The organism is Streptococcus nakanonensis, assembly GCF_059738785.1.
The window spans coordinates 247,501-267,473 of the sequence record NZ_AP027139.1; the positions used below are offsets into that span (position 1 = coordinate 247,501).

General features: G+C 39.9%; 16 protein-coding genes, 4 tRNA genes and 2 pseudogenes. 19 read left to right on the forward strand and 3 right to left on the reverse strand.

The annotated features are described in order from the left end of the window. Nucleotides 1–6: 6 nt before the first annotated feature. The 12 genes and pseudogenes from AC6I9F_RS01350 (at nucleotide 7) to AC6I9F_RS01405 (ending at nucleotide 6,162) form a co-directional block, all read left to right on the forward strand. A tRNA-Gly gene (locus AC6I9F_RS01350) sits at nucleotides 7–78 on the forward strand. A 7-nt stretch (nucleotides 79–85) separates the two neighbouring features. After that, nucleotides 86–171, forward strand: a tRNA-Leu gene (locus AC6I9F_RS01355). An 11-nt stretch (nucleotides 172–182) separates the two neighbouring features. Then, nucleotides 183–256 (forward strand) — tRNA-Arg (locus AC6I9F_RS01360). A gap of 15 nt (nucleotides 257–271) precedes the next feature. Further along, nucleotides 272–345: transfer RNA gene (locus tag AC6I9F_RS01365), tRNA-Pro, on the forward strand. Between the two features lie 498 nt (nucleotides 346–843). Further along, nucleotides 844–1,035 carry a hypothetical protein gene (locus tag AC6I9F_RS01370; RefSeq protein WP_049512643.1) on the forward strand — a complete coding sequence of 64 codons (192 nt, stop codon included), beginning with the start codon at nucleotides 844–846 and terminating at the stop codon, nucleotides 1,033–1,035. Then, nucleotides 1,032–1,226 (forward strand): hypothetical protein, encoded by a 195-nt coding sequence (locus AC6I9F_RS01375; RefSeq protein ID WP_049512645.1) that lies wholly within the window; start codon nucleotides 1,032–1,034, stop codon nucleotides 1,224–1,226. Before AC6I9F_RS01370 ends, AC6I9F_RS01375 begins: the two co-directional genes overlap by 4 nt. After that, nucleotides 1,213–2,097: an ABC transporter ATP-binding protein gene (locus AC6I9F_RS01380; RefSeq protein ID WP_049512647.1), complete on the forward strand. Its 885-nt coding sequence runs from the start codon at nucleotides 1,213–1,215 to the stop codon at nucleotides 2,095–2,097. The genes AC6I9F_RS01375 and AC6I9F_RS01380 overlap by 14 nt, the downstream gene beginning before the upstream one ends. 1 nt (nucleotide 2,098) lies before the next feature. After that, a complete protein-coding gene (locus AC6I9F_RS01385) occupies nucleotides 2,099–2,836 on the forward strand; it encodes an ABC transporter permease (RefSeq protein WP_498022299.1) in 738 nt (245 codons plus the stop codon). Next, nucleotides 2,836–3,933 (forward strand): annotated as a pseudogene (locus AC6I9F_RS01390) (sensor histidine kinase). Before AC6I9F_RS01385 ends, AC6I9F_RS01390 begins: the two are co-directional and overlap by 1 nt. After that, nucleotides 3,934–4,533 (forward strand): response regulator transcription factor, encoded by a 600-nt coding sequence (locus AC6I9F_RS01395; protein ID WP_175880651.1) that lies wholly within the window; start codon nucleotides 3,934–3,936, stop codon nucleotides 4,531–4,533. 318 nt (nucleotides 4,534–4,851) lie between these two features. Continuing rightward, nucleotides 4,852–5,862: a catabolite control protein A gene (gene ccpA / locus AC6I9F_RS01400; protein ID WP_050253459.1), complete on the forward strand. Its 1,011-nt coding sequence runs from the start codon at nucleotides 4,852–4,854 to the stop codon at nucleotides 5,860–5,862. Between the two features lie 63 nt (nucleotides 5,863–5,925). After that, nucleotides 5,926–6,162 carry a hypothetical protein gene (locus AC6I9F_RS01405; protein ID WP_498022302.1) on the forward strand — a complete coding sequence of 79 codons (237 nt, stop codon included), beginning with the start codon at nucleotides 5,926–5,928 and terminating at the stop codon, nucleotides 6,160–6,162. Here AC6I9F_RS01405 and AC6I9F_RS01410 read toward each other — a convergent pair. Continuing rightward, nucleotides 6,159–7,121, reverse strand: a complete 963-nt coding sequence (locus AC6I9F_RS01410; protein ID WP_498022304.1) for an asparaginase — start codon at nucleotides 7,119–7,121, stop codon at nucleotides 6,159–6,161. The genes AC6I9F_RS01405 and AC6I9F_RS01410 overlap by 4 nt on opposite strands. A gap of 65 nt (nucleotides 7,122–7,186) precedes the next feature. On the opposite strand from AC6I9F_RS01410, the gene AC6I9F_RS01415 reads away from it, so the two are divergent. Both AC6I9F_RS01415 and AC6I9F_RS01420 read left to right on the forward strand, forming a co-directional pair. After that, nucleotides 7,187–8,578, forward strand: coding sequence for a Cof-type HAD-IIB family hydrolase (locus tag AC6I9F_RS01415; protein WP_498022306.1), 1,392 nt, complete (start codon nucleotides 7,187–7,189; stop codon nucleotides 8,576–8,578). Next, nucleotides 8,575–8,697 (forward strand): hypothetical protein, encoded by a 123-nt coding sequence (locus AC6I9F_RS01420; RefSeq protein WP_031222600.1) that lies wholly within the window; start codon nucleotides 8,575–8,577, stop codon nucleotides 8,695–8,697. The genes AC6I9F_RS01415 and AC6I9F_RS01420 overlap by 4 nt, the downstream gene beginning before the upstream one ends. A gap of 72 nt (nucleotides 8,698–8,769) precedes the next feature. Here AC6I9F_RS01420 and AC6I9F_RS01425 read toward each other — a convergent pair whose 3' ends face one another. Continuing rightward, the gene (locus tag AC6I9F_RS01425; protein ID WP_031223038.1) at nucleotides 8,770–9,222 is read right to left on the reverse strand and encodes a universal stress protein; all 453 of its coding nucleotides are present in this window, start codon (nucleotides 9,220–9,222) and stop codon (nucleotides 8,770–8,772) included. Nucleotides 9,223–9,383: 161 nt separating this feature from the next. On the opposite strand from AC6I9F_RS01425, the gene AC6I9F_RS01430 reads away from it, so the two are divergent. From AC6I9F_RS01430 to AC6I9F_RS01445, 4 genes are all read left to right on the forward strand, one after another. Continuing rightward, nucleotides 9,384–9,677, forward strand: a complete 294-nt coding sequence (locus AC6I9F_RS01430) for a hypothetical protein (RefSeq protein ID WP_278266268.1) — start codon at nucleotides 9,384–9,386, stop codon at nucleotides 9,675–9,677. A 156-nt stretch (nucleotides 9,678–9,833) separates the two neighbouring features. Then, nucleotides 9,834–11,048 (forward strand): pyridoxal phosphate-dependent aminotransferase, encoded by a 1,215-nt coding sequence (locus tag AC6I9F_RS01435; RefSeq protein WP_164226913.1) that lies wholly within the window; start codon nucleotides 9,834–9,836, stop codon nucleotides 11,046–11,048. A gap of 144 nt (nucleotides 11,049–11,192) precedes the next feature. Then, nucleotides 11,193–11,327, forward strand: coding sequence for a 50S ribosomal protein L34 (gene rpmH, locus AC6I9F_RS01440; protein WP_000831905.1), 135 nt, complete (start codon nucleotides 11,193–11,195; stop codon nucleotides 11,325–11,327). A 138-nt stretch (nucleotides 11,328–11,465) separates the two neighbouring features. Next, nucleotides 11,466–13,430, forward strand: coding sequence for a peptide ABC transporter substrate-binding protein (locus tag AC6I9F_RS01445; protein ID WP_498022309.1), 1,965 nt, complete (start codon nucleotides 11,466–11,468; stop codon nucleotides 13,428–13,430). 658 nt (nucleotides 13,431–14,088) lie between these two features. On the opposite strand, the gene AC6I9F_RS01450 is transcribed toward AC6I9F_RS01445, so the two are convergent. Beyond that, nucleotides 14,089–15,255, reverse strand: coding sequence for an IS30 family transposase (locus AC6I9F_RS01450; RefSeq protein WP_000160552.1), 1,167 nt, complete (start codon nucleotides 15,253–15,255; stop codon nucleotides 14,089–14,091). A 323-nt stretch (nucleotides 15,256–15,578) separates the two neighbouring features. On the opposite strand from AC6I9F_RS01450, the pseudogene AC6I9F_RS01455 reads away from it, so the two are divergent. Next, nucleotides 15,579–19,376 (forward strand): annotated as a pseudogene (locus AC6I9F_RS01455) (MiiA motif-containing surface protein); the annotation flags it as partial. Nucleotides 19,377–19,973: the final 597 nt, after the last annotated feature.

Genomic DNA, 19,973 nt, shown 5'->3' on the forward strand with positions numbered 1-19,973 from the left:
AACAGTGCGAACGTAGTTCAGTGGTAGAACACCACCTTGCCAAGGTGGGGGTCGCGGGTTCGAATCCCGTCGTTCGCTTAGAGAGGCCGGGGTGGCGGAACTGGCAGACGCACAGGACTTAAAATCCTGCGATTGGTAACGATCGTACCGGTTCGATTCCGGTCCTCGGCATAAACTAATGAGCACCCTTAGCTCAACTGGATAGAGTACCTGACTACGAATCAGGCGGTTAGAGGTTCGACTCCTCTAGGGTGCATTTTTCTATTTAACTCGGGAAGTAGCTCAGCTTGGTAGAGTACTTGGTTTGGGACCAAGGTGTCGCAGGTTCGAATCCTGTCTTCCCGATATATTACAGAGATATGTGAGTGTATATTTTTATAACTAGATATTATATACATTAAGAGAGAATTAGTTTGGTTCTCTCTTTTTTGATTTTCAGCAATTAATTTTGGCAGCGTATACTTTTTATCTCTACTCTTTTCAATAAATACCGTAGTTTAGGTATCCACATTGAAATTTAACAGATTTTATAACTCTTATAAATTTTTAAGAAAGCAATAGAAGGGTTTTGTTTAACGTATAATATATGTGTTGCTCTGATAAAAATTTCTACTCTTTTTAATTTTAAATAAGTATTAGTTTACATTATGGTGTGAATTGGGTTTGATATCTCTTTTGAGGAAGTTGCCTTAGATTTTTCTAATTGTGTTTTATTGTATAGTGTATCTTGCTTGTTTTGAACAGAATTTTTTATGACATTTGTCATATTTACGAGTGACAGAAGTATCTAGCTCCGCTAACTTCAAAAGACTATAATTGAAGTATGAAAGGGAGGAAGAAAAAATGAAACATAAAGTAATTGTCGCAATGAGTTTAGTAGCAGCAGGAGTTATGACCTATCTCATGTTCTCAGGATTGGATGAAGATTTCTATCATTTTCCTTGGGAGTTATTTGCTGGCTTTGGAATGATGTCTTGGCTTGTTAGAGAAGGTTTGAAATTAGTCTCAGATGTGAAAAAGGAGCTTGAGGAATGAAGAGAGGGAGCATCTATTTCTTTATCGGCCTATCACTAGTGGTATGGTTGGTAGAAATGTTTACAGGTTGGTTTGATCAAGCCTTCCTTCACCAATTCATCCGTGGTGCCTGGGGACTAGGATTTATGATTTTAATCGCCTTTCCTATGGGAAAGGAGTGGCTGAAAGGAGAATATCATGAACATGATTAAGGTAGAAAGCCTAAATAAAAACATCAAGAGCAAGGCTATTTTGAAGGATATTTCCTTTGAGGTAGCTGAAGGTGAATGCGTCGCCTTGATTGGGCCCAATGGTGCTGGGAAGACCACACTCTTGGACTGTTTGCTTGGAGATAAACTGGTCACCAGTGGACAAGTATCTATCCAAGGCTTGCCAGTGACGAGTTCTAAGTTAGACTATACAAGATCCTACCTCCCTCAAGAGAATGCAATCGTTCAAAAACTAAAGGTAAAAGAGTTGATTGCTTTCTTTCAACGTATCTATCCAAATCATTTGAGTAATCAGGAAGTCGATCAACTATTACAGTTTGATAAGCAACAAAAAGAGCAATTCGCAGAAAAATTATCAGGTGGACAAAAGCGTCTTTTCTCTTTTGTCTTGACCTTAATTGGGCGACCAAAGCTTGTCTTTTTAGATGAGCCAACTGCTACTATGGATACCTCAACTCGTCAACGTTTTTGGGAAATTGTTCAGGACCTAAAAGCGCAGGGAGTCACCATTCTCTATTCGTCCCATTATATCGAAGAAGTAGAGCATACAGCTGATCGGATTTTGGTTTTAAATAAGGGAGAGTTGATTCGAGACACGACGCCTCTAGCTATGCGTAGTGAAGAGACAGAAAAGCACTTTATCCTTCCTCTAGCTTACAAGGAAGTCGTAGAGCAGTCAAATTTAGTTGAAAACTGGTCACAAAAACAAGATGCTTTGCAAGTAGTCACACGAGATGCAAATGCTTTCTGGGAACTGTTAGTTCAAGCAGGATGTAGCATACAAGAAATTGAAGTTAATAATCGTAGTTTGTTGGATACAATCTTTGAAGAAACGCAGAAGGGAGATGACTAAGATGAAACAGTGGCTAGCATTAAATAAGATAGAATTTCTATTGACCAAACGGCAATCAGTCTATTATTTATTATCAGTAGGGATGCCGACAGCATTCTATCTATTCTTTTCTGGCATGTACCAGGATACACCAGGTGGACCCGCGAATTTTATGCGTGATTACCTTATCTCTATGACTGCCTTTTCCATGATGTCGACAGCTATCTTCTCATTCCCAGCTGTTTTACATACAGATAAAATCAACAACTGGCAGAAAACATTGCGCCATACTCCGGTAAATATGGTAGAATATTATCTATCAAAGATAACAAGTATGATGGTTGATTATCTGGTCTCAATCCTGGTTGTTTTCTCAGTTGGGCACTTGGTCAGAGGTGTGGATATGCCTTTAGGAAGCTGGATTGGTGCTGCGATTTTGCTGATTATGGGAAGTATTGCTTTTGTAGCACTTGGCTTAACTTTGACTCTCTTACCAACTAGTCAGCTGATGTCTGTTGTGGGTAATCTTCTTTATCTAGGATTGGCTGTTTTAGGCGGACTTTGGATGCCTATCTCTTTATTTCCAGACTGGATGCAAGCAGTCGGTAAGTGTCTCCCAACTTATCAGTTGATGGAGTTGCTCAAGACCTTCTTAAATGAGGGTGGCATCAATTTATCAGCCACAGTTTATTTACTTGTTTTTTCAGCAGTTTTATTTGGTTTGACTATTTACCTTCAAGGTCATAAGGAGAATGCTTAATGCTTGAAAGACTGAAAAGCATACACTATATGTTTTGGGCCAGTTTGATTTTTATGCTTTTTTCCATCCTACCTGTAGTGATTGGGGAGCTTCCTGCCTGGCATTTATTGGTTGATATTCTATTTGTAGTGGCGTATTTGGGTGTTTTAATAACTAAGAACCAGCGCATATCATGGCTTTTCTGGGGGATCATGCTGGTCTATGTAGCTGGGAATACCGCCTTTGTTGCTGTGAATTATATCTGGTTTTTCTTTTTCCTTTCCAATCTCTTAATTTATCATTTTGGCGTACGTAGTTTAAAGTCTTTACATGTATGGACATTTCTCCTTGCTCAAGTCCTTGTTGTGGGGCAACTGTTGATTTTTCAGAGAATCGAAGTTGAGTTTCTAGTCTATCTGCTTGTAATTCTTGCTTTTGTTGATTTGATGACTTTGGGCTCGGTTCGGATTCGACTTGTCGAGGATTTGAAAGAAGCTCAGGTCAAGCAAAATATCCAGATAAATCTATTGCTAGCAGAAAATGAGCGCAATCGTATCGGTCAGGATTTGCATGATAGTCTGGGACATACCTTTGCTATGCTGAGTGTTAAAACTGATCTAGCCTTGCAGTTATTTCAAATGCAGGCTTATCCACAGGTGGAAAAGGAATTAAGAGAAATACAGCAGATTAGTAAAGAATCAATGCGTGAAGTTTGAACCATTGTGGAAAATCTTAAGTCTAGAACTTTGGCATCCGAACTAGAGACTGTGAAAAAGATGTTAGAAATTGCTGGAATTGAGGTGGAAATAGCTAATCAACTAGATACAGCTAGCTTAACTCAGGAATTGGAGTCAACGGCTTCCATGATTTTGCTTGAATTAGTGACCAATATCATCAAACATGCTAAAGCGTCTAAAGTCTACTTGAAATTAGAACGGACAGAGAAGGAACTCATTCTAACAGTGAGAGATGATGGCTGTGGCTTTACTTCTATAAAGGGGGATGACCTCCATACAGTTCGAGATCGTGTTCTTCCATTTTCGGGAGAAGTAAGGGTAATTAGTCAGAAACAACCGACAGAAGTGCAAGTTCGACTACCTTATAAGGAGAGAAAGTAGATGAAAGTATTAGTCGCAGAAGATCAAAGTATGTTGCGAGATGCTATGTGCCAGTTGCTTGCCTTTCAAGCAGATGTAGAGTCTGTCTTACAAGCCAAGAATGGGCAAGAAGCAATCCAACTCTTAGAAAAAGAGTCCGTAGATATTGCCATTCTTGATGTAGAGATGCCTGTTAAGACTGGCCTCGAAGTCTTGGAATGGATTCGGGTAGAAAAGCTAGAAACAAAGGTGGTTGTAGTGACGACTTTCAAGCGCCCAGGGTATTTTGAACGTGCAGTCAAGGCTGGAGTAGATGCTTATGTCTTGAAAGAAAGAAGCATTGCAGACCTCATGCAAACCTTGCATACTGTCCTCGAAGGAGGCAAGGAGTATTCGCCTGAATTGATGGAAGTGGTGATGACGCATCCCAATCCATTAACAGAACAAGAAATCGCAGTTTTAAAGGGAATTGCTCAGGGCTTCTCTAACCAAGAAATTGCAGACAAACTTTATCTATCCAACGGAACAGTCCGAAACTATGTCACCAATATTCTTTCCAAGCTAGATGCAGGTAATCGGACAGAGGCAGCTAATATCGCGAAAGAATCTGGTTGGTTGTGATACTATCATAACTCGAAAACCATTATGTGCTAAAATTGATGGGATTCAATGAAATAATTTGTAACTTGAGGAGGCTTAGTTTCCTCCTTTTTGTTTCGTCAAAGGTGGTAGCAAGGAGCTAAACCTAGGCTTTCCATGAAATTTTTTCAATCAATCTTCAAAAAACACTTGAAAGTGTTTACAATTAGTGATAGAATGGAATAAGTAGAAACATGAAAACGAAATTTTCACATCTTCACTTTTGTAAGTAGATGTAGAGCTTCAATCGGTGCCTCTACTTGTAAAAGAATGTGTGGGATAGAAAGGGCAGGAAAAGGAATGAATGCAGATGATACAGTAACCATTTATGATGTCGCTCGTGAAGCAGGTGTTTCCATGGCGACGGTCAGTCGTGTGGTCAATGGCAATAAAAATGTAAAAGAGAATACCCGTAAAAAGGTGCTAGAGGTAATTGATCGATTGGATTATCGTCCAAATGCAGTTGCGCGTGGTCTTGCAAGTAAAAAGACAACCACTGTCGGTGTCGTGATTCCAAATATTACCAATGGTTATTTTTCGAGTTTGGCTAAGGGGATTGATGATATTGCAGAAATGTACAAGTACAATATTGTCCTAGCTAATAGCGATGAAGATAACGAGAAAGAAGTTTCTGTTGTCAATACCCTCTTTTCAAAGCAGGTAGATGGCATTATCTTTATGGGTTATCACTTGACAGATAAAATTCGCTCAGAATTTTCGCGTTCACGTACTCCGATTGTTCTCGCAGGAACTGTCGATGTTGAGCACCAGTTGCCAAGTGTCAATATTGACTACAAGCAAGCAACGATTGATGCAGTGAGTTACCTTGCTAAAGAAAATGAGCGCATTGCTTTCGTTAGCGGTCCGCTAGTGGATGACATCAATGGTAAGGTTCGTTTAGTTGGCTACAAGGAAGCCTTGAAAAAAGCAGGAATCGCTTATAGTGAAGGTTTGGTATTTGAATCTAAATATAGCTATGATGATGGTTACGCCTTGGCAGAGCGTTTGATTTCATCAAATGCAACTGCAGCAGTTGTGACAGGTGATGAGTTGGCGGCAGGTGTCTTGAACGGTCTTGCTGATAAGGGTGTGTCAGTACCAGAAGAATTTGAGATCATTACTAGTGATGATTCGCAAATTGCACGCTTTACCCGTCCAAACTTGACAACGATTGCCCAACCTCTTTATGACCTTGGTGCCATTAGTATGCGTATGTTGACTAAGATTATGCATAAGGAAGAGTTGGAAGAACGTGAAGTTCTCTTACCTCATGGTTTGACAGAACGTCGCTCAACACGAAAACGTAAATAGAAAAAATCAGGGAATCGAGAAGATTTCCTGATTTTGTGCTCTTAAACAAGAGATGCTGACTTAATGAATACCACAGAGCGGACTAGGCGGCTGGTTAAAGGCTGCGCAACACACTGCTTTGAGGTTGCAGATAGAACTGACGAAGTCAGCTCAACACACTGTTTTGAGGTTGTAGATAGAACTGACGAAGTCAGCTCAAAACATGTTTTTGAGGTTGCAGATAGAATTGACGAAGTCAGTAACCATACATACGGCAAGGCGACGTTGACGTGGTTTGAAGAGATTTTCGAAGAGTATTAGCCTTCCATGTAGTCTTTCAAAGCCTGTCCTGTTAGTCCGGCATTGAGGGCAATGAGGAGTTTCAAGCGGGCTTTTTGGGCGTTGAGTTCTTTAACAAAGAAGACACCAGATTTTTGCAACTGCACGCCCCCACCTTGGTAGGCATAGACAGGTTCTGCGATACCGTTAAAGCATCGGGAAACCAGGGCGACTGGGATTCCTTTTTGCAGAAGGCTTTCTAATTTTTGAGCCGTTTCTTTGGGAATATTACCAGCTCCGAAGGCTTGGATAATCAAACCGTCCAATTGTTCCAAATCCAGCATATCAATCAGCTCATCTGTCATACCAGCATAAGCAGAGATGATAGGGACTAATCCTTGTATGTGATCAAGGTCAAAGCGAACACGAGGTTCAGCTGTTTTAAAGTAGAGGATTTCCTGTTTCATGATCAGACCAAGTGGACCGTGTGTTGGAGTCTGGAAGGTGCTGACGTTGGTCGTATGTGTTTTGGTAACATACTTGGCAGCATGGATTTCATCGTTCATAACAACCAAAACTCCTTTGTCAGCAGCCTTGTCATCGCTAGCCACTCGTAAAGCACTCAGATAGTTATAAACACCGTCACTGCCGAGTTCATTGGAACTACGCATGGCTCCTGTTAGAACGATGGGCATATGGGGGACTTCCATGGTATCAAGAAAATAGGCTGTTTCCTCTAAAGTATCGGTTCCGTGTGTGATCACCACCCCATCGTAGTTATCTGCTTCCTCTTTAATTTTCTGGTAGAGGGCCAGCATATGCTTGGGTTTGATATGGGGGCTTGGCAGGTTAAAAAAGTCCAATGCGTGGACTTGGATTCCTTCAAGAGGATTGGACACATGGTTCATGGGATTATCTGAACTGGTCACAACAGCGCCAGAAGCATCGGCCTGCATGGAAATAGTCCCACCTGTATGTAAAACAAGGATTTTCTTAGGCATGATTTACTCACTTTTTCTGAAATGTGGTATAATCATTGTATCACAAAAGGGGAGATTGGGATAGGATGGAAGTCAAAGCTGTTTTTTTTGATATCGATGGAACCTTGGTCAACGATCGCAAGAGTGTTTTGAAATCCACTAAGGACGCGATTAAAATCGTCAAAGAACAAGGGGTGCTTGTCGGTGTAGCGACAGGACGAGGACCTTTTTTTGTTAAGGAATTGATGGACGATTTGGACCTGGACTTTGCGGTAACCTATAATGGCCAGTATATCTTTAATAAAGACAGAGTCTTGTTTACGAGCCCTATTTCCAAGTTGCATTTGCGCCATCTAATTAGCTATGCTAAAAAAGAGGGCAAGGAGATTGCCCTAGGGACCAAGGATGCCATGCTGGGTTCTAAAATCATGTCCTTTGGTCTGGGTTCTTTTTCCCAACGAATCAGTCGCTTCGTTCCCTCTGTTTTAACTCGGACGGTGAGTCATTCCTTTAATCGTATGGTCAGCAAGGTTGTTCCCCAAAAGGAAGAAGACCTGCTTCATCTGATGAATCAGCCTATCTACCAAGTTTTAATGCTGATGACGCCAGAAGAATCTGAGAAGGCGGCAGCTGATTTTGAAGACTTGAAATTGACACGTAGCAATCCATTTGCTGCGGATGTCATCAATCAGGGAAATTCTAAATTAGAAGGCATTCGGCGAGTTGGGAAAGAATATGGTTTTGATCTTAACCAAGTCATGGCCTTTGGTGACTCGGATAACGATCTTGAAATGCTGGCAGGTGTTGGGATGTCGGTTGCTATGGGAAATGGTAGTAGCAGTGTTAAGGAAGTTGCCAAGCACATTACCACTAGCAATCAACAAGATGGGATCCACAAGGCCTTGGAACATTTTGGTGTTTTGTCTTCAGAAAAAGTCTTTGTCAGCCGTGACTATCATTTCAATAAGGTCAAGACCTTCCACCACATGATGGATGAACGGACCCAAGAAGAACCACGAGCTTGGGATTTAGAAGGTGCAACCCACAGGGCTGGCTTTAAAATAGAAGAATTGGTGGAGTTTGTTCGAGCTGCCAGCCCTTCTGAAGAGGACTTTGGTCAAGCTCTATCGAAACTTCATCAGGCTCTTGATAAGGCGGCAGATAAGGTAACCAAGAAGACACCTGCCCAGCAAGATTTGGTGGGGCAGGTGGATGCCTTGATTGACACGCTTTACTTCACCTATGGTAGTTTTGTCTTGATGGGGGTGGATCCAGAACGTATTTTTGATATTGTCCACCAGGCCAATATGGGGAAAATCTTCCCAGATGGCAAGGCTCATTTTGATCCAGTGACCCATAAAATCTTAAAACCAGATGATTGGGAAGAAAAATATGCTCCAGAACCTGTTATTAAAAAGGAACTGCAGCGCCAGCTCAAGGCTTACGAACGCCATAAAGAGAGAAATAATACTCAATGAAAATCAAAGAGCAAACTAGGAAACTAGCCGCAGGCTGCTCAAAACACTGCTTTGAGGTTGTAGATAAGACTGACGAAGTCAGCTCAAAACATGTTTTTGAGGTTGCAGATGGAAGTTGACGTGGTTTGAAGAGATTTTCGAAGAGTATAAATAGTAAACAAAAAGGAGCGCTGAGCTCCTTTTCTTTGTAATTATAAGGTTTTTTCTTGTTCTCTCACAACCAGCAAATCGACCTTAGCATGGCGGAGAATGTATTCAGATGAAGAGCCGACCAAGAGGCGTTCAAAGGCGTTGAGACCAGTTGCGCCAACTAGGATGAGGTCCACTTCCTCAGCATCTGGAATAGTACGTGCTAGTAGGGTCTTTGGATTTCCCATTTCAATGACGATATGAACATCTGCCACACCAGCATCTTTAGCACGTTTTTCGTACTCTTTCATCAGACTTTCAGCGTCAACTTGGAGTTGTTCGTAAACTTCAGCATCAAAGGTGGATACGCTTTGGAGAGCGCGTGTGTCAATGACATGGGCGATGGTGAGTTTAGCGTCGTTTCGTAGAGCAGAATGAACTCCCTTGATAAAAGCCAAGTCCGCTTCTTTAGAACCATCGATTGCGACCATGATATTTTGGTAACGTTGTGCCATAATGAAACCTCCTGAAATTTTCTTACTATCATTGTAAACCTTTTCACTATAGAAGTAAAGCAAAAAAAGTATTTTTTAAAAGAATGTTAGCGATTAAAATCTATATAAATATATGATAAAATAAAAGAAAGGATAGCAGGAAAGAAGTGAAGGGAGGGATAATGATGAAAAGCTCTTTTCAAAAATCAAATTTCCTTTATTATGGAATTATCCTAGTTTCAGTCTTGGTAGAAGTGATCATGATCTGGCAATTAGAGAAGTTGATTCCGCTTCTCTATCCAGGGTTTATTGGCTTTTTAGTCTTTCATTTACTCTACCATTTGGTATTATTCCTAGTCGCTAAAAGAAGTGGGCGTTGGGGTTACTTGATGATATGGGGGCTTTTCCTCATGTTTAATCTTCTTTATGACTCCTTTCTAGGCTTGCTTTTTCTAGGTTTATCTTTTGGTATGTGATATGTCTTTCGCAAAATACCTGCTATCTCACTTGTCTTGACCTCGCTTTTAGTGAGGTTTTTCTTTTATCCGCACCTAGTAATACATTTCAGCAAACTTGTCGCATTCTCTTTCTAGTGGTATAATGTTACTATCTCGATGAATTGAGGAAACAAGATGAAAGAATATAACAAGTCTAGTAAGTTAGAGCATGTTGCTTATGATATCCGTGGTCCTGTTTTGGAAGAAGCTATGCGGATGCGAGCAAACGGAGAAAAGATTTTACGTCTGAATACAGGAAATCCAGCAGAATTTGGCTTTACAGCGCCAGACGAGGTCATTCATGACTTGATTATGAATGCGCGGGATAGTGAAGGGTATTCTGACTCAAAAGGGATTTTTTCAGCCCGTAAGGCCATTATGCAGTATTGTCAACTGAAGAAATTCCCAAACGTAGATATTGATGATATTTACCTTGGAAATGGTGTCAGTGAGTTGATTGTCATGTCCATGCAGGGGCTTTTGGACAATGGGGATGAGGTCTTGGTGCCAATGCCAGACTATCCTCTATGGACAGCGGCTGTCAGCCTAGCTGGGGGAAATGCCGTTCACTATATCTGTGATGAAGCTGCAGAATGGTACCCAGATATTGACGATATCAAGTCAAAAATCACTTCCAATACCAAGGCAATCGTCCTTATCAATCCAAACAACCCAACTGGAGCCCTTTATCCTAAGGAACTCTTGTTGGAGATTATTGAGATTGCCCGTCAAAACGATTTGATTATCTTTGCGGATGAAATTTACGACCGTATGGTAATGGATGGGCATGTGCATACGCCTGTGGCGAGCTTGGCACCAGATGTCTTCTGTGTCAGCATGAATGGTCTGTCAAAATCCCATCGTATCGCTGGTTTCCGTGTGGGTTGGATGGTCTTATCTGGTCCTAAGACACATGTTAAAGGCTATATAGAAGGGCTCAATATGCTGTCCAATATGCGTCTTTGCTCTAACGTTTTGGCCCAGCAAGTCGTACAAACATCACTAGGTGGGCACCAGTCAGTCGATGAATTGCTCCTTCCTGGTGGACGAATTTACGAGCAAAGAAATTTCATTTATAATGCCATTAAAGAGATTCCAGGTCTCTCTGCTGTTAAACCCAAGGCTGGACTCTATATCTTCCCTAAAATCGACCGCAATATGTACCGTATCGATGATGATGAGCAGTTTGTTCTTGATTTCTTGAAGCAGGAAAAGGTTCTCTTGGTTCATGGTCGTGGTTTTAACTGGAAGGAACCAGACCACTTCCGTATCGTTTACCTTCCTCGTGTTGATGAACTTGCCCAAATCCAAGAAAAAATGACTCGTTTCTTGAAACAGTATCGTAGATAGGGCTTACATTTGAAAAAGCAGTAAACATTTGCCTTGAGCTATTGACAAAAGTGAAAGAATCAGATAGAATAGTAAAGTATGTTTAGTAACTGATCACTTTATAGCCGGCTAAACGAATACAAAATCTATGAGGAGGTATTCATCGTGAAACGTACTTATCAACCAAGTAAACTTCGTCGTGCGCGCAAACACGGATTCCGTAACCGTATGTCAACTAAAAACGGTCGTCGCGTATTGGCAGCTCGTCGTCGTAAAGGACGCAAAGTTTTGGCTGCATAATCCAAACGAACCATAACAAAAATCAGTAGGAACTCGAGTCTACTGATTTTTATTTTTGTAAAAAAGTTCAAAAAGGCTTTATATTTTTGCTCAAATGGTGTATAATATTTCACATACTGTAAAAAATGGAGAATAATCATGAAGAAATCAAAAGTTATGCTTTTTGGAGCTGTAGCTTTGACAGCAGGTCTAGCTCTAGCGGCATGTGGGTCTTCCCAATCAAGTAATGCTGAGAAAACCTACTCTTATGTATTTACTAGTAATCCTGATACCTTGGACTACATTACGTCAACACGTGGTTCCACTTCTAGTATCACGACTAACCTGATTGATGGTTTGTTGGAAAATGATCAGTATGGTAATCTCATTCCATCTATGGCCGAGTCATGGACGGTGTCAAAAGATGGTTTGACCTATACTTATAAAATCCGTCAGGGGGCGAAATGGTACACTTCAGAGGGCGAAGAGTATGCGGATGTAACGGCTCATGACTTTGTGACAGGTCTCAAGTATGCAGCTGATAAAAAGGCTGAAAACTTGTACTTGGTTCAAGACTCTATCAAGGGCCTCGCAGACTACGTTGAGGGGGAAACATCTGACTTTGAGACTGTTGGAGTTAAGGCAGTGGATGACTATACTCTTCAATATACTTTGAATAAGCCGGAATCTTACTGGAATTCTAAGACTACTGGGGGCATTTTGAGTCCTGTAAATGAAGCTTTTTTGAAATCTAAGGGAGATGACTTTGGAAGTGTAACACCATCCAGTATCTTATCAAATGGTCCTTACTTGTTTAAATCTTTCTCATCAAAATCTTTGATTGAATTTGATAAAAACCCTAATTATTGGGACAAGGACAATGTAAAAATTGAGAAAGTGAAGCTCTCTTTCTTTGACGGTTCTGACCAAGATAGTTTGGCGAGAGGATTCTTGGAAGGGAACTACTCGGACGGTCGTATCTTCCCGACAAGTTCAGTGTTTAATCAGTTGAAAAAAGGGAATGAGGACAAAATCACCTACACACCACAAAACTCAATTACCTTCTATTATCTTTTTAACGTTAATCGTCAAAGCTACAAGCAGACCATGAAACAGTCTGATAAGGAAAAGACAGACTCGCTTGCGGCCATGCAAAATAAGGATTTCCGTCAGGCTGTCAACTTTGCCTTTGACCGTCATGCTTATGCAGCACAGACAAATGGTGAAGATGGAGCAGACCGTATCTTGCGTAACACGCTTATCCCAAGTGATTTTGTCCAAATCGGTGGTAAAAACTTTGGAGATGTTGTCAATGAAAAGATGATTAACTATGGTACAGAGTGGTCGAATATCAATTTGAATGATGCGCAACCTGCCTTTTTGAATCCTGAAAAAGCCAAGGCAGCATTTGCTAAAGCTAAAGAAACCTTGCAAGCAGAAGGCGTGACCTTCCCAATTCATTTGGATATGCCGGTTGACCAGACGGCCAAGTTAGATGTGCAACAAGCAAGTTCCTTTAAGCAGACAGTGGAAGAAACCCTTGGGGCGGACAACGTTGTGATTGACGTGATTCAACTTTCTCCAGACGAGAAGGATCAAGCTACATTCTTTGCAGATACAGCTGAACAAAAGGACTATGACATTGATATTTCAGGTTGGAGCGGAGATTACTCAGATCCGAAAACTTATCTTGATCTCTTGGATCCAGAGTCAGGTTCACAGCTTAACAATATTGGGTTCACTGCTGGAAAAGATAATGAGGTAAAAGAAAAAATTGGACTTTCTGCTTACAAGAAGTTACTAGATGAAGCAGATAGCGAAGTTGAAAATACTCAGGCTCGTTATGAAAAATTTGCTGAAGTCCAAGCTTGGTTGACTGACAGTGCCCTCTTCCTACCAGTTCAAAGTGGCGGAGCCAACCCAATCTTCCGTAAGACTGTACCGTTTACAGGAGCTTTCTCTTTCGTTGGTCATAAGGGAGATGCTGACAACTACAAATATGTTGAACTGCAAAAAGAGCCGGTAACTGCGAAACAGTACCAGGAACTCTATGATAAATGGCTAAAAGAAAAAGCTGAGTCAAATAAAAAAGCTCAGGAAGATTTAGCTAGCCACATTCAATGATATTCCTAGTCATGCTTTTTAGTTAATACTCTTCGAAAATCTCTTCAAACCACGTCAGCGTCGCCTTGCCGTAGGTATGTTACTGACTTCGTCAGTTTCATCTACGACCTCAAAGCAGTGCTTTGAGCAGCCTGCGGCTAGCTTCCTAGTTTGCTCTTTGATTTTCATTGAGTATAAGCATAGTGACTGGTTTCAGAAAAAGGCCTTGCCAGATGCTTTTGATTCTGGTAGGGTCTTTTCTTTATTTTGTGATGAAGTAAGTGGAGGTGGATAGGGATACAGATACAGATACCTAGAATGACTTGTTTTATGTTTTTGAATGGGAATCGATTAAAATTTATAAATCTGTATAAGGGATTAGTGACAAAACGATAGCAAATAGGGTAAATTTCTATATATTTTAATTGGTAAATTCCCAAACTAAGTTCTACTGCTAATCCAAGTGGAAGTTAGTCTGATAAAAATCGTAAAAACCAGTGAACATCCGTGTCAGGGTAAGTTCCACTGGTTTTACTAATGCTTGATTTTATTGCTTTTGTAGCCAAAATGAATCGAAAAAAAGAGCGCACAAAATCCTCTTATCTGAAAGCGTTTCAGATTAAGTTCCGCTATGGTGGAAGTTAGTGTGAGACGTTTGAATAGGGTTTTAGGTTAGTTTTTAGAACTTATGTTGGAGTAATTTAGAAGACTGACAGACGTCTTCTGCAGGTATTTTAGAAATACCGAGAAGCTTAGGAATTTCTTCTCCATAAGTAAAGGCAAAGAGTTCATAAGCTGACTTTCCATTCAAAGCAGCACGTTTGACGCTGTTGACATGAGAGCAGACGAGATTGATGTCCTCTTGAGTTAAATTGTCAAAAGAAGTTCCTTTAGGTAGAATGTCGCGAATCAGCGTGTGATTTTTCTCAATTCTCCCTTTCTGGTCAGAGCGATTAGGGTCACAAAAGAAGAGTTTACTCTCTCCTCGCACATCCATTTCGATGTCATCAACCCTGGCAAACTCTCCACCATTATCGGTAAGAATGACAGGGAAGAGTTGGAAGAAATCTTTGTCCGCTTGGTGAAGAGTGTTCTTGATGTCATAGAGATGTTTGGTAACCTCAAGGGCAGTTTTATTATCCAGAAGTCTAGCGAAGATAAAGTTACAGAAAGATAGATTGAAGGTGAGTAGGACTTTACCTCCCATTCTCCCCATAACTGTGTCCATTTCCAGCCAAGAGTCTAGTTGATTCAGTGCTAAATAGTTTTGGAAATCCTCATAGGAACGGCCTTTTTTAGCTTCTTTAGGGATGGAAGGTAGCTTACTTTTTCGTCTTTCTTTGAATTTAACGGCTCTGGCAAGATCAATCGGAGCGATAGATAGGTACCCTTTTCGGATGTGTCGATAGACAGTTGAGGAGCTGACATCAAGGTTATGAGTTTTGAGAATATGATAGATGTGTTGTCCTTTTTTAACCCCATCAGAAATGACTTTGTCCATGTCCCAGAAGGTCTTGGAATTGAGGGGAGTTCCTTCACGAGCTTCGCCAAGAGTTTGTTCGTATTGTTTTTGAGCTTGCTTAGCGAGGTAGAAGATCTTCTTATAGCCACAATTCTGTCTTCTTTTAGGGCAGCCGTTACAGACAAAGGGAGCTTTGTCGAGTAGAGGGCAAGGAAGGTTATGGCATGTAGACTCTCGGACTTGTCTGTTTCGTTTGACTTCTTTAGAAACAGTAGTCGGGTCTTTTAGAATGGATTGTCCAATAGCTTTGAAGGTTTCACTGCGCTCTAAACCTAATTGGATATCATTACGGTCTGAAAGGGTAAGGTGTTTATGTTTTGTCATAGTAGACCTCGTTTCTAACTCAAACGTCTCACACTTAATTCCACCATAAAAATCCGTTTTAGACTAATTTCCACTTTGGTCAGGCAAGTGGAAGTTACTTTGAGAAGTTACAATATATTTTAATTAAAGTAAAAATTAGGCTAAAAGTGGACGGGGGGGGGGGGATTTTATGCTATAATGTACGTATATTCTTATTGTCTAAAGTAGATATATTATAATAAAGTTGTATTATAGTGTATTGGCTTTTTGAATAAGAAGCAATAAAAATAAAAAATGGAGATCAAAGAATGAAGTATAAGAGAACGCAGAAACGCTCCAAGCAAATGTGGCAGCGTGTGGAAAAATTTTCGATTAGAAAGTTTAGCTTTGGAGCAGCGTCGTGTTTGATAGGGGCATCTTTAGTTGGGGCGGCTGGGACGGTGCAACCTGTAGAAGCTGCTTTGACATATGAAAAAACAGGGGATAAGACAGCTCGCACTTTGTATACAAATTTAGGAGACTCTCCTGATAAAGCTACCGGTAGTGGGGTTCACGACGAGGTAGATGTTAATAGAGAAATTCAAATTGATGTAGACTGGTCACAATATAGCAAAACAAATCCATATGTAAAAGTTACTTATAAGTTTAATGGTGGGTATGGAGCATCTGCTATTTATCACTATGGTGGAGGACGTCCGGAATTTTGGTTCACAACTCCAATCGGAGTGAAAGAACCGAAACGAGTTACTCTATATAACACTGGTACTGGTCCCCAAGGTCGAGTCATGACTAGTTGGAAAGGCTCTCAAGGCTGGATTTCATGGTCTAACTCTGTCGGTTCACGTTATCAAAACGCAGAGGCCGCAAAAGCTTTAAATGCAGGTGACCCTACTAAATGGGAATGGTACAACGATACAACAGGTGAAAGTGGGAAGACTTACCGCGGGGATCTGGATGCGATGTTTTGGTGGCGCATGGGAGATACTATAGCAGGAAAGCCAGGAGACCAAGCTATTTACGAATTGTTTAAGAACAACACCAAGAGTTTCTATGCTGACTGGGAAAAAGCAGCTCACCAAAGCGTTACGATTGAAGCAGAATATGAAGTTGTGGATCCAACTTTAAAAAATGAAAGATATACCTTAGATTTTGGTGCGGGGGTTAAAGTAGGACATGGGGGCTCGCTCAGATCACGCTTTAAAGTGTCAACGGAACAAGTTCCTGCCCTATATAAAAATACTGAATTTTTTGAGCCTAAAATTCCAGAACGTCTTGGAGTTAAAAATCCGGATAGTTTAACAGATTTTGAAAAAACACTTGTTAAAGATAGAATTTTAAAGGCAAACCAAGACAATAGTAATGATACTCTTCCAGAAGGTAAGAAGAAATTTATAGAAAATCTACAAAATGGAAGTGATGGAATTCAAATTGGAAATGATGGAACAGCAACTATTACCTACTTAGATGGTTCAACAGATGTAATTCCAGGTGGGGCTCTTGTTTATAAAGATATAGACGCAGCAGAACCTTCAGATGGTACGAACGGTACTTATTATTATCACATTTCTCCATATCCAGTTGCAAATTTGGATAATATTAGTGATGAAGAGATTGAAAAAGCTTTACAAAAATTTTATGAAGTAAATGGAATGACCTTTAATGGTGATCTTATCAGTAGTGTTGGGAGTGGCGTTTCAGATAACTTTGTAGGAAAATCCCTTTCACCTTTTAAAAAATTTGGAACAACTTTTCAACATGTATCCATATTAAATGGCGATAGAACGCCTACGGGAGTATCAATTCCGAAAGGAGCTTTATTCAAATTAAAAGCTACATTTAATGATGCGGATGCAGCAGAAGCAAAAGTAAAAGGAAATGAGACAATTGATAAATTAACTTTCCTTTCTCCAAAAGAAAAAGAAGTCTTCAAAAAAGAGTTGGAAGGTAAAACAAGTCAGGAAGATATAAATTCTGTTGTAAATACAGCAATTTCAAGAAATTCTAAAAACGAAAAAGGTATAGCAGAGAAAAAACTTGAGGTTAAAAAAGGAATTGATGCCTTAACTTACTTGACTAACGCTGAAAAAGAAGAGTTACGTAAAAAAGTAGATGATCAAGGTATAGCAGACCCTGAGAATGCAGATGGCTCGGAAGGAAAAGCTTTAGACCATACAAAATCTTTGCTTGATAAAATTTTGACTGATGCAACCGCGACTAACTTAGCAAAAGCTAAGGAAAAAGCTAAGGAGCAAATCGAGAAGATTAAAGATAGTTTAACTCCAGAAAAAGTAGAAGAATTTAAAAATAAAATTGAAAGCGCCGATTCTGTAAGTAAGATTGAAGAAATTCTCAAAGAAGCGGAAACTCTTAAAGCAAAAAATGAAGCAGATAAAGAAAAAGCTGAAGCTGACAAGCTAAAAGAAGACTACAAGAAGAAAATTGACCAAATACCTGGATTATCAGAGGAAGATAAGACTAACTATAAAAAACAGATTGATGATGCAACATCACAAGATCAATTGGACAGAATTCTCAAAGATGCAGAAGAAAAAGTAAGTCGTGAGCAAGCCCGTACGGATGCTGAGGATATTATTGATGGTTTAACTCATTTAAACAATGCTCAAAAAACGGAATTGAAAGAACAAGTAGTTGCAGCTGGGGATAAAGCAGAACTTGACCGTATTGTGAATACTGCAAGAGAGCTAGACTCTAAGATGGATTCTTTACAAAAATTAGTAGAAAAAGCTAAAGAAGTTAAAGGATCTGAAAAATATAATACAGCTGATCAAGATAAGAAAACGGCTTTTGATACAGCAAAAGATGCAGCTTCAAAAGTAGCTGATAAAGCGACAGGAACTTCAGCGGATGCATCAGAGGTATCTACTCTAATTGAGAATCTAGCAAAAGCAATTAAAGAGTTAACAGGACAAGAGGTTGTTGTGCCTGTATCGAAAGATGCTTTGAAAGCAGAAATTGATGAATCAGATGCGATTAAAAATTCAGTAGCTTATGTTAAAGAAACAAGTGCAGATAAGAAAAAAGCTTACGATGATGCTTTAGCAAAAGCTCAAGAAGTGTTTGCTAAGCAAGATGCTACACAACCAGAAGTGGATGATGCTTTAGCTAAATTGCAAGAAGCACGAATTGCCTTGTCAGGAAAAGTTGAAGACTTTACTTTGACTCTTAAAAATAGTGATGCAGCAAAAATTTCTAAAATACCAGTGGCAGGTGAAACTCTGTCAGATGCAGATAAAGCAATTGTCAAGGATAGCGTAACAGCTAATAATGAAGCTTTAAAACAAGATGAGACTGTTACATACGGAAATATTACAGAAAAAGACGGTAAGACATACGTTAAAGTAACCGTAACTCGCGATGGTGTTTCAAAAGAAATTGAAGTTCCAGTAGAAGGAACAGAAGCAGCGAAATCACCACTAAAAGATCCTGAAAAAGTAAAAGTAACAGATCCTAAAAAGTTAACCCCAGAAGAACAGACTGCGGTAAAAGAAGCAGTTAAGAAAGCAAATGATACATTAAAAGATAATCAAATTACAGTAGATGAACAAGGAAATGTAACTGTAACATATTCTGACCAATCACAAAATAAACTTCCTGCATCTAAGACTGTAGAGGCTAAGACAGAAGCAGAAAAAGCATTAGACAAAGCAAAAGAAAAAGCGAAAGCTGACTTAACAAAAGCAGCAGACAAAGAAAAAGCAGAAATCGAAGCAGACAAGACCTTAACAGAAGATCAAAAGAAAGCTGAAAAAGCGAAAGTCGATGAAGCTAAGAAAGCTGCAGAGTCTAATATCGATAAAGCTGGAACAACTGATGAAGTAACAACTGCAACAGAAGACGGTAAGAAAGCAATCGATGCTGTTCATAAAACTAATGCTGAGAAAGCAACTCCAACAGTAACAGGCGGAGCGGTAGAAATTTCTGTAGACCCAGATACAGCAACAAACGTTGATAGCGAAGCAGATAAAACTGCAATTAAAGACGCGGTGACTGTTCCAGAGGGACAACCACAACCAACTAAGAAAGAAATCTTAAATTCTGGTGCTATTAAAGACGGCAAAACTCCAGGAACGAAGGTAGTAGAAGTCGAAGTAACATACGAAGATGGATCAAAAGAAATAATAGAAGTTCCAGTTGTTAAAAAAGACCAAGTATTTACAGTAGGTGTAAAAGACCCAGCAAAACCTATTGAGATACCAAATACCCCAACAGTAGGAGAAGACTTAAAAGACGAAGATAAGGAAAAAATCAAAGAAAACTTACTAGTCAATGGCGAGTCGTTAAAAGAAGGCGACAAGGTAGAATTTGGCAAAGTTACACAAGAGCAGGATAAAACAGTTGTTTCAGTAACGGTAACACGAGATGGTAAGAGTGAAACAATCAAGGTCGAGGTAACTAAAAAATCTGAACCATTTAAGTTGACGGTTACTGATTCAACCCAACCGGTATCGATTTCAAAAGAGCCAGTTGCAGGTGATAAGTTAACACCAGAAGATGAAACTTTAGTGAAAAATAAAGTCAGAGTAAATGGTGAGGAATTACAAGCCAATGAAGATGTAACAGTTGGTGTAATCGCCAATGAAGACGGTAAGTTTGTTGTTCCAGTCACAGTAACACGTGATGGTAAGAGTGAAACAGTCAAGGTCGAGGTAATTAAAAAATCTGATACTACGAGTGATCAAGGAGAACAAAATAATCAGGATGATCAAAGTGGTTCAGAA

Bases quoted from the DNA above. Each gene is read 5' to 3' on its own strand.
- AC6I9F_RS01370 (WP_049512643.1), top strand. From the start codon at position 844: ATGAAACATAAAGTAATTGTCGCAATGAGTTTAGTAGCAGCAGGAGTT.
- AC6I9F_RS01375 (WP_049512645.1), top strand. From the start codon at position 1,032: ATGAAGAGAGGGAGCATCTATTTCTTTATCGGCCTATCACTAGTGGTA.
- AC6I9F_RS01380 (WP_049512647.1), top strand. From the start codon at position 1,213: ATGAACATGATTAAGGTAGAAAGCCTAAATAAAAACATCAAGAGCAAG.
- AC6I9F_RS01385 (WP_498022299.1), top strand. From the start codon at position 2,099: ATGAAACAGTGGCTAGCATTAAATAAGATAGAATTTCTATTGACCAAA.
- AC6I9F_RS01395 (WP_175880651.1), top strand. From the start codon at position 3,934: ATGAAAGTATTAGTCGCAGAAGATCAAAGTATGTTGCGAGATGCTATG.
- ccpA (WP_050253459.1), top strand. From the start codon at position 4,852: ATGAATGCAGATGATACAGTAACCATTTATGATGTCGCTCGTGAAGCA.
- AC6I9F_RS01405 (WP_498022302.1), top strand. From the start codon at position 5,926: ATGAATACCACAGAGCGGACTAGGCGGCTGGTTAAAGGCTGCGCAACA.
- AC6I9F_RS01410 (WP_498022304.1), bottom strand. From the start codon at position 7,121: ATGCCTAAGAAAATCCTTGTTTTACATACAGGTGGGACTATTTCCATG.
- AC6I9F_RS01415 (WP_498022306.1), top strand. From the start codon at position 7,187: ATGGAAGTCAAAGCTGTTTTTTTTGATATCGATGGAACCTTGGTCAAC.
- AC6I9F_RS01420 (WP_031222600.1), top strand. From the start codon at position 8,575: ATGAAAATCAAAGAGCAAACTAGGAAACTAGCCGCAGGCTGCTCAAAA.
- AC6I9F_RS01425 (WP_031223038.1), bottom strand. From the start codon at position 9,222: ATGGCACAACGTTACCAAAATATCATGGTCGCAATCGATGGTTCTAAA.
- AC6I9F_RS01430 (WP_278266268.1), top strand. From the start codon at position 9,384: ATGATGAAAAGCTCTTTTCAAAAATCAAATTTCCTTTATTATGGAATT.
- AC6I9F_RS01435 (WP_164226913.1), top strand. From the start codon at position 9,834: ATGAAAGAATATAACAAGTCTAGTAAGTTAGAGCATGTTGCTTATGAT.
- AC6I9F_RS01445 (WP_498022309.1), top strand. From the start codon at position 11,466: ATGAAGAAATCAAAAGTTATGCTTTTTGGAGCTGTAGCTTTGACAGCA.
- AC6I9F_RS01450 (WP_000160552.1), bottom strand. From the start codon at position 15,255: ATGACAAAACATAAACACCTTACCCTTTCAGACCGTAATGATATCCAA.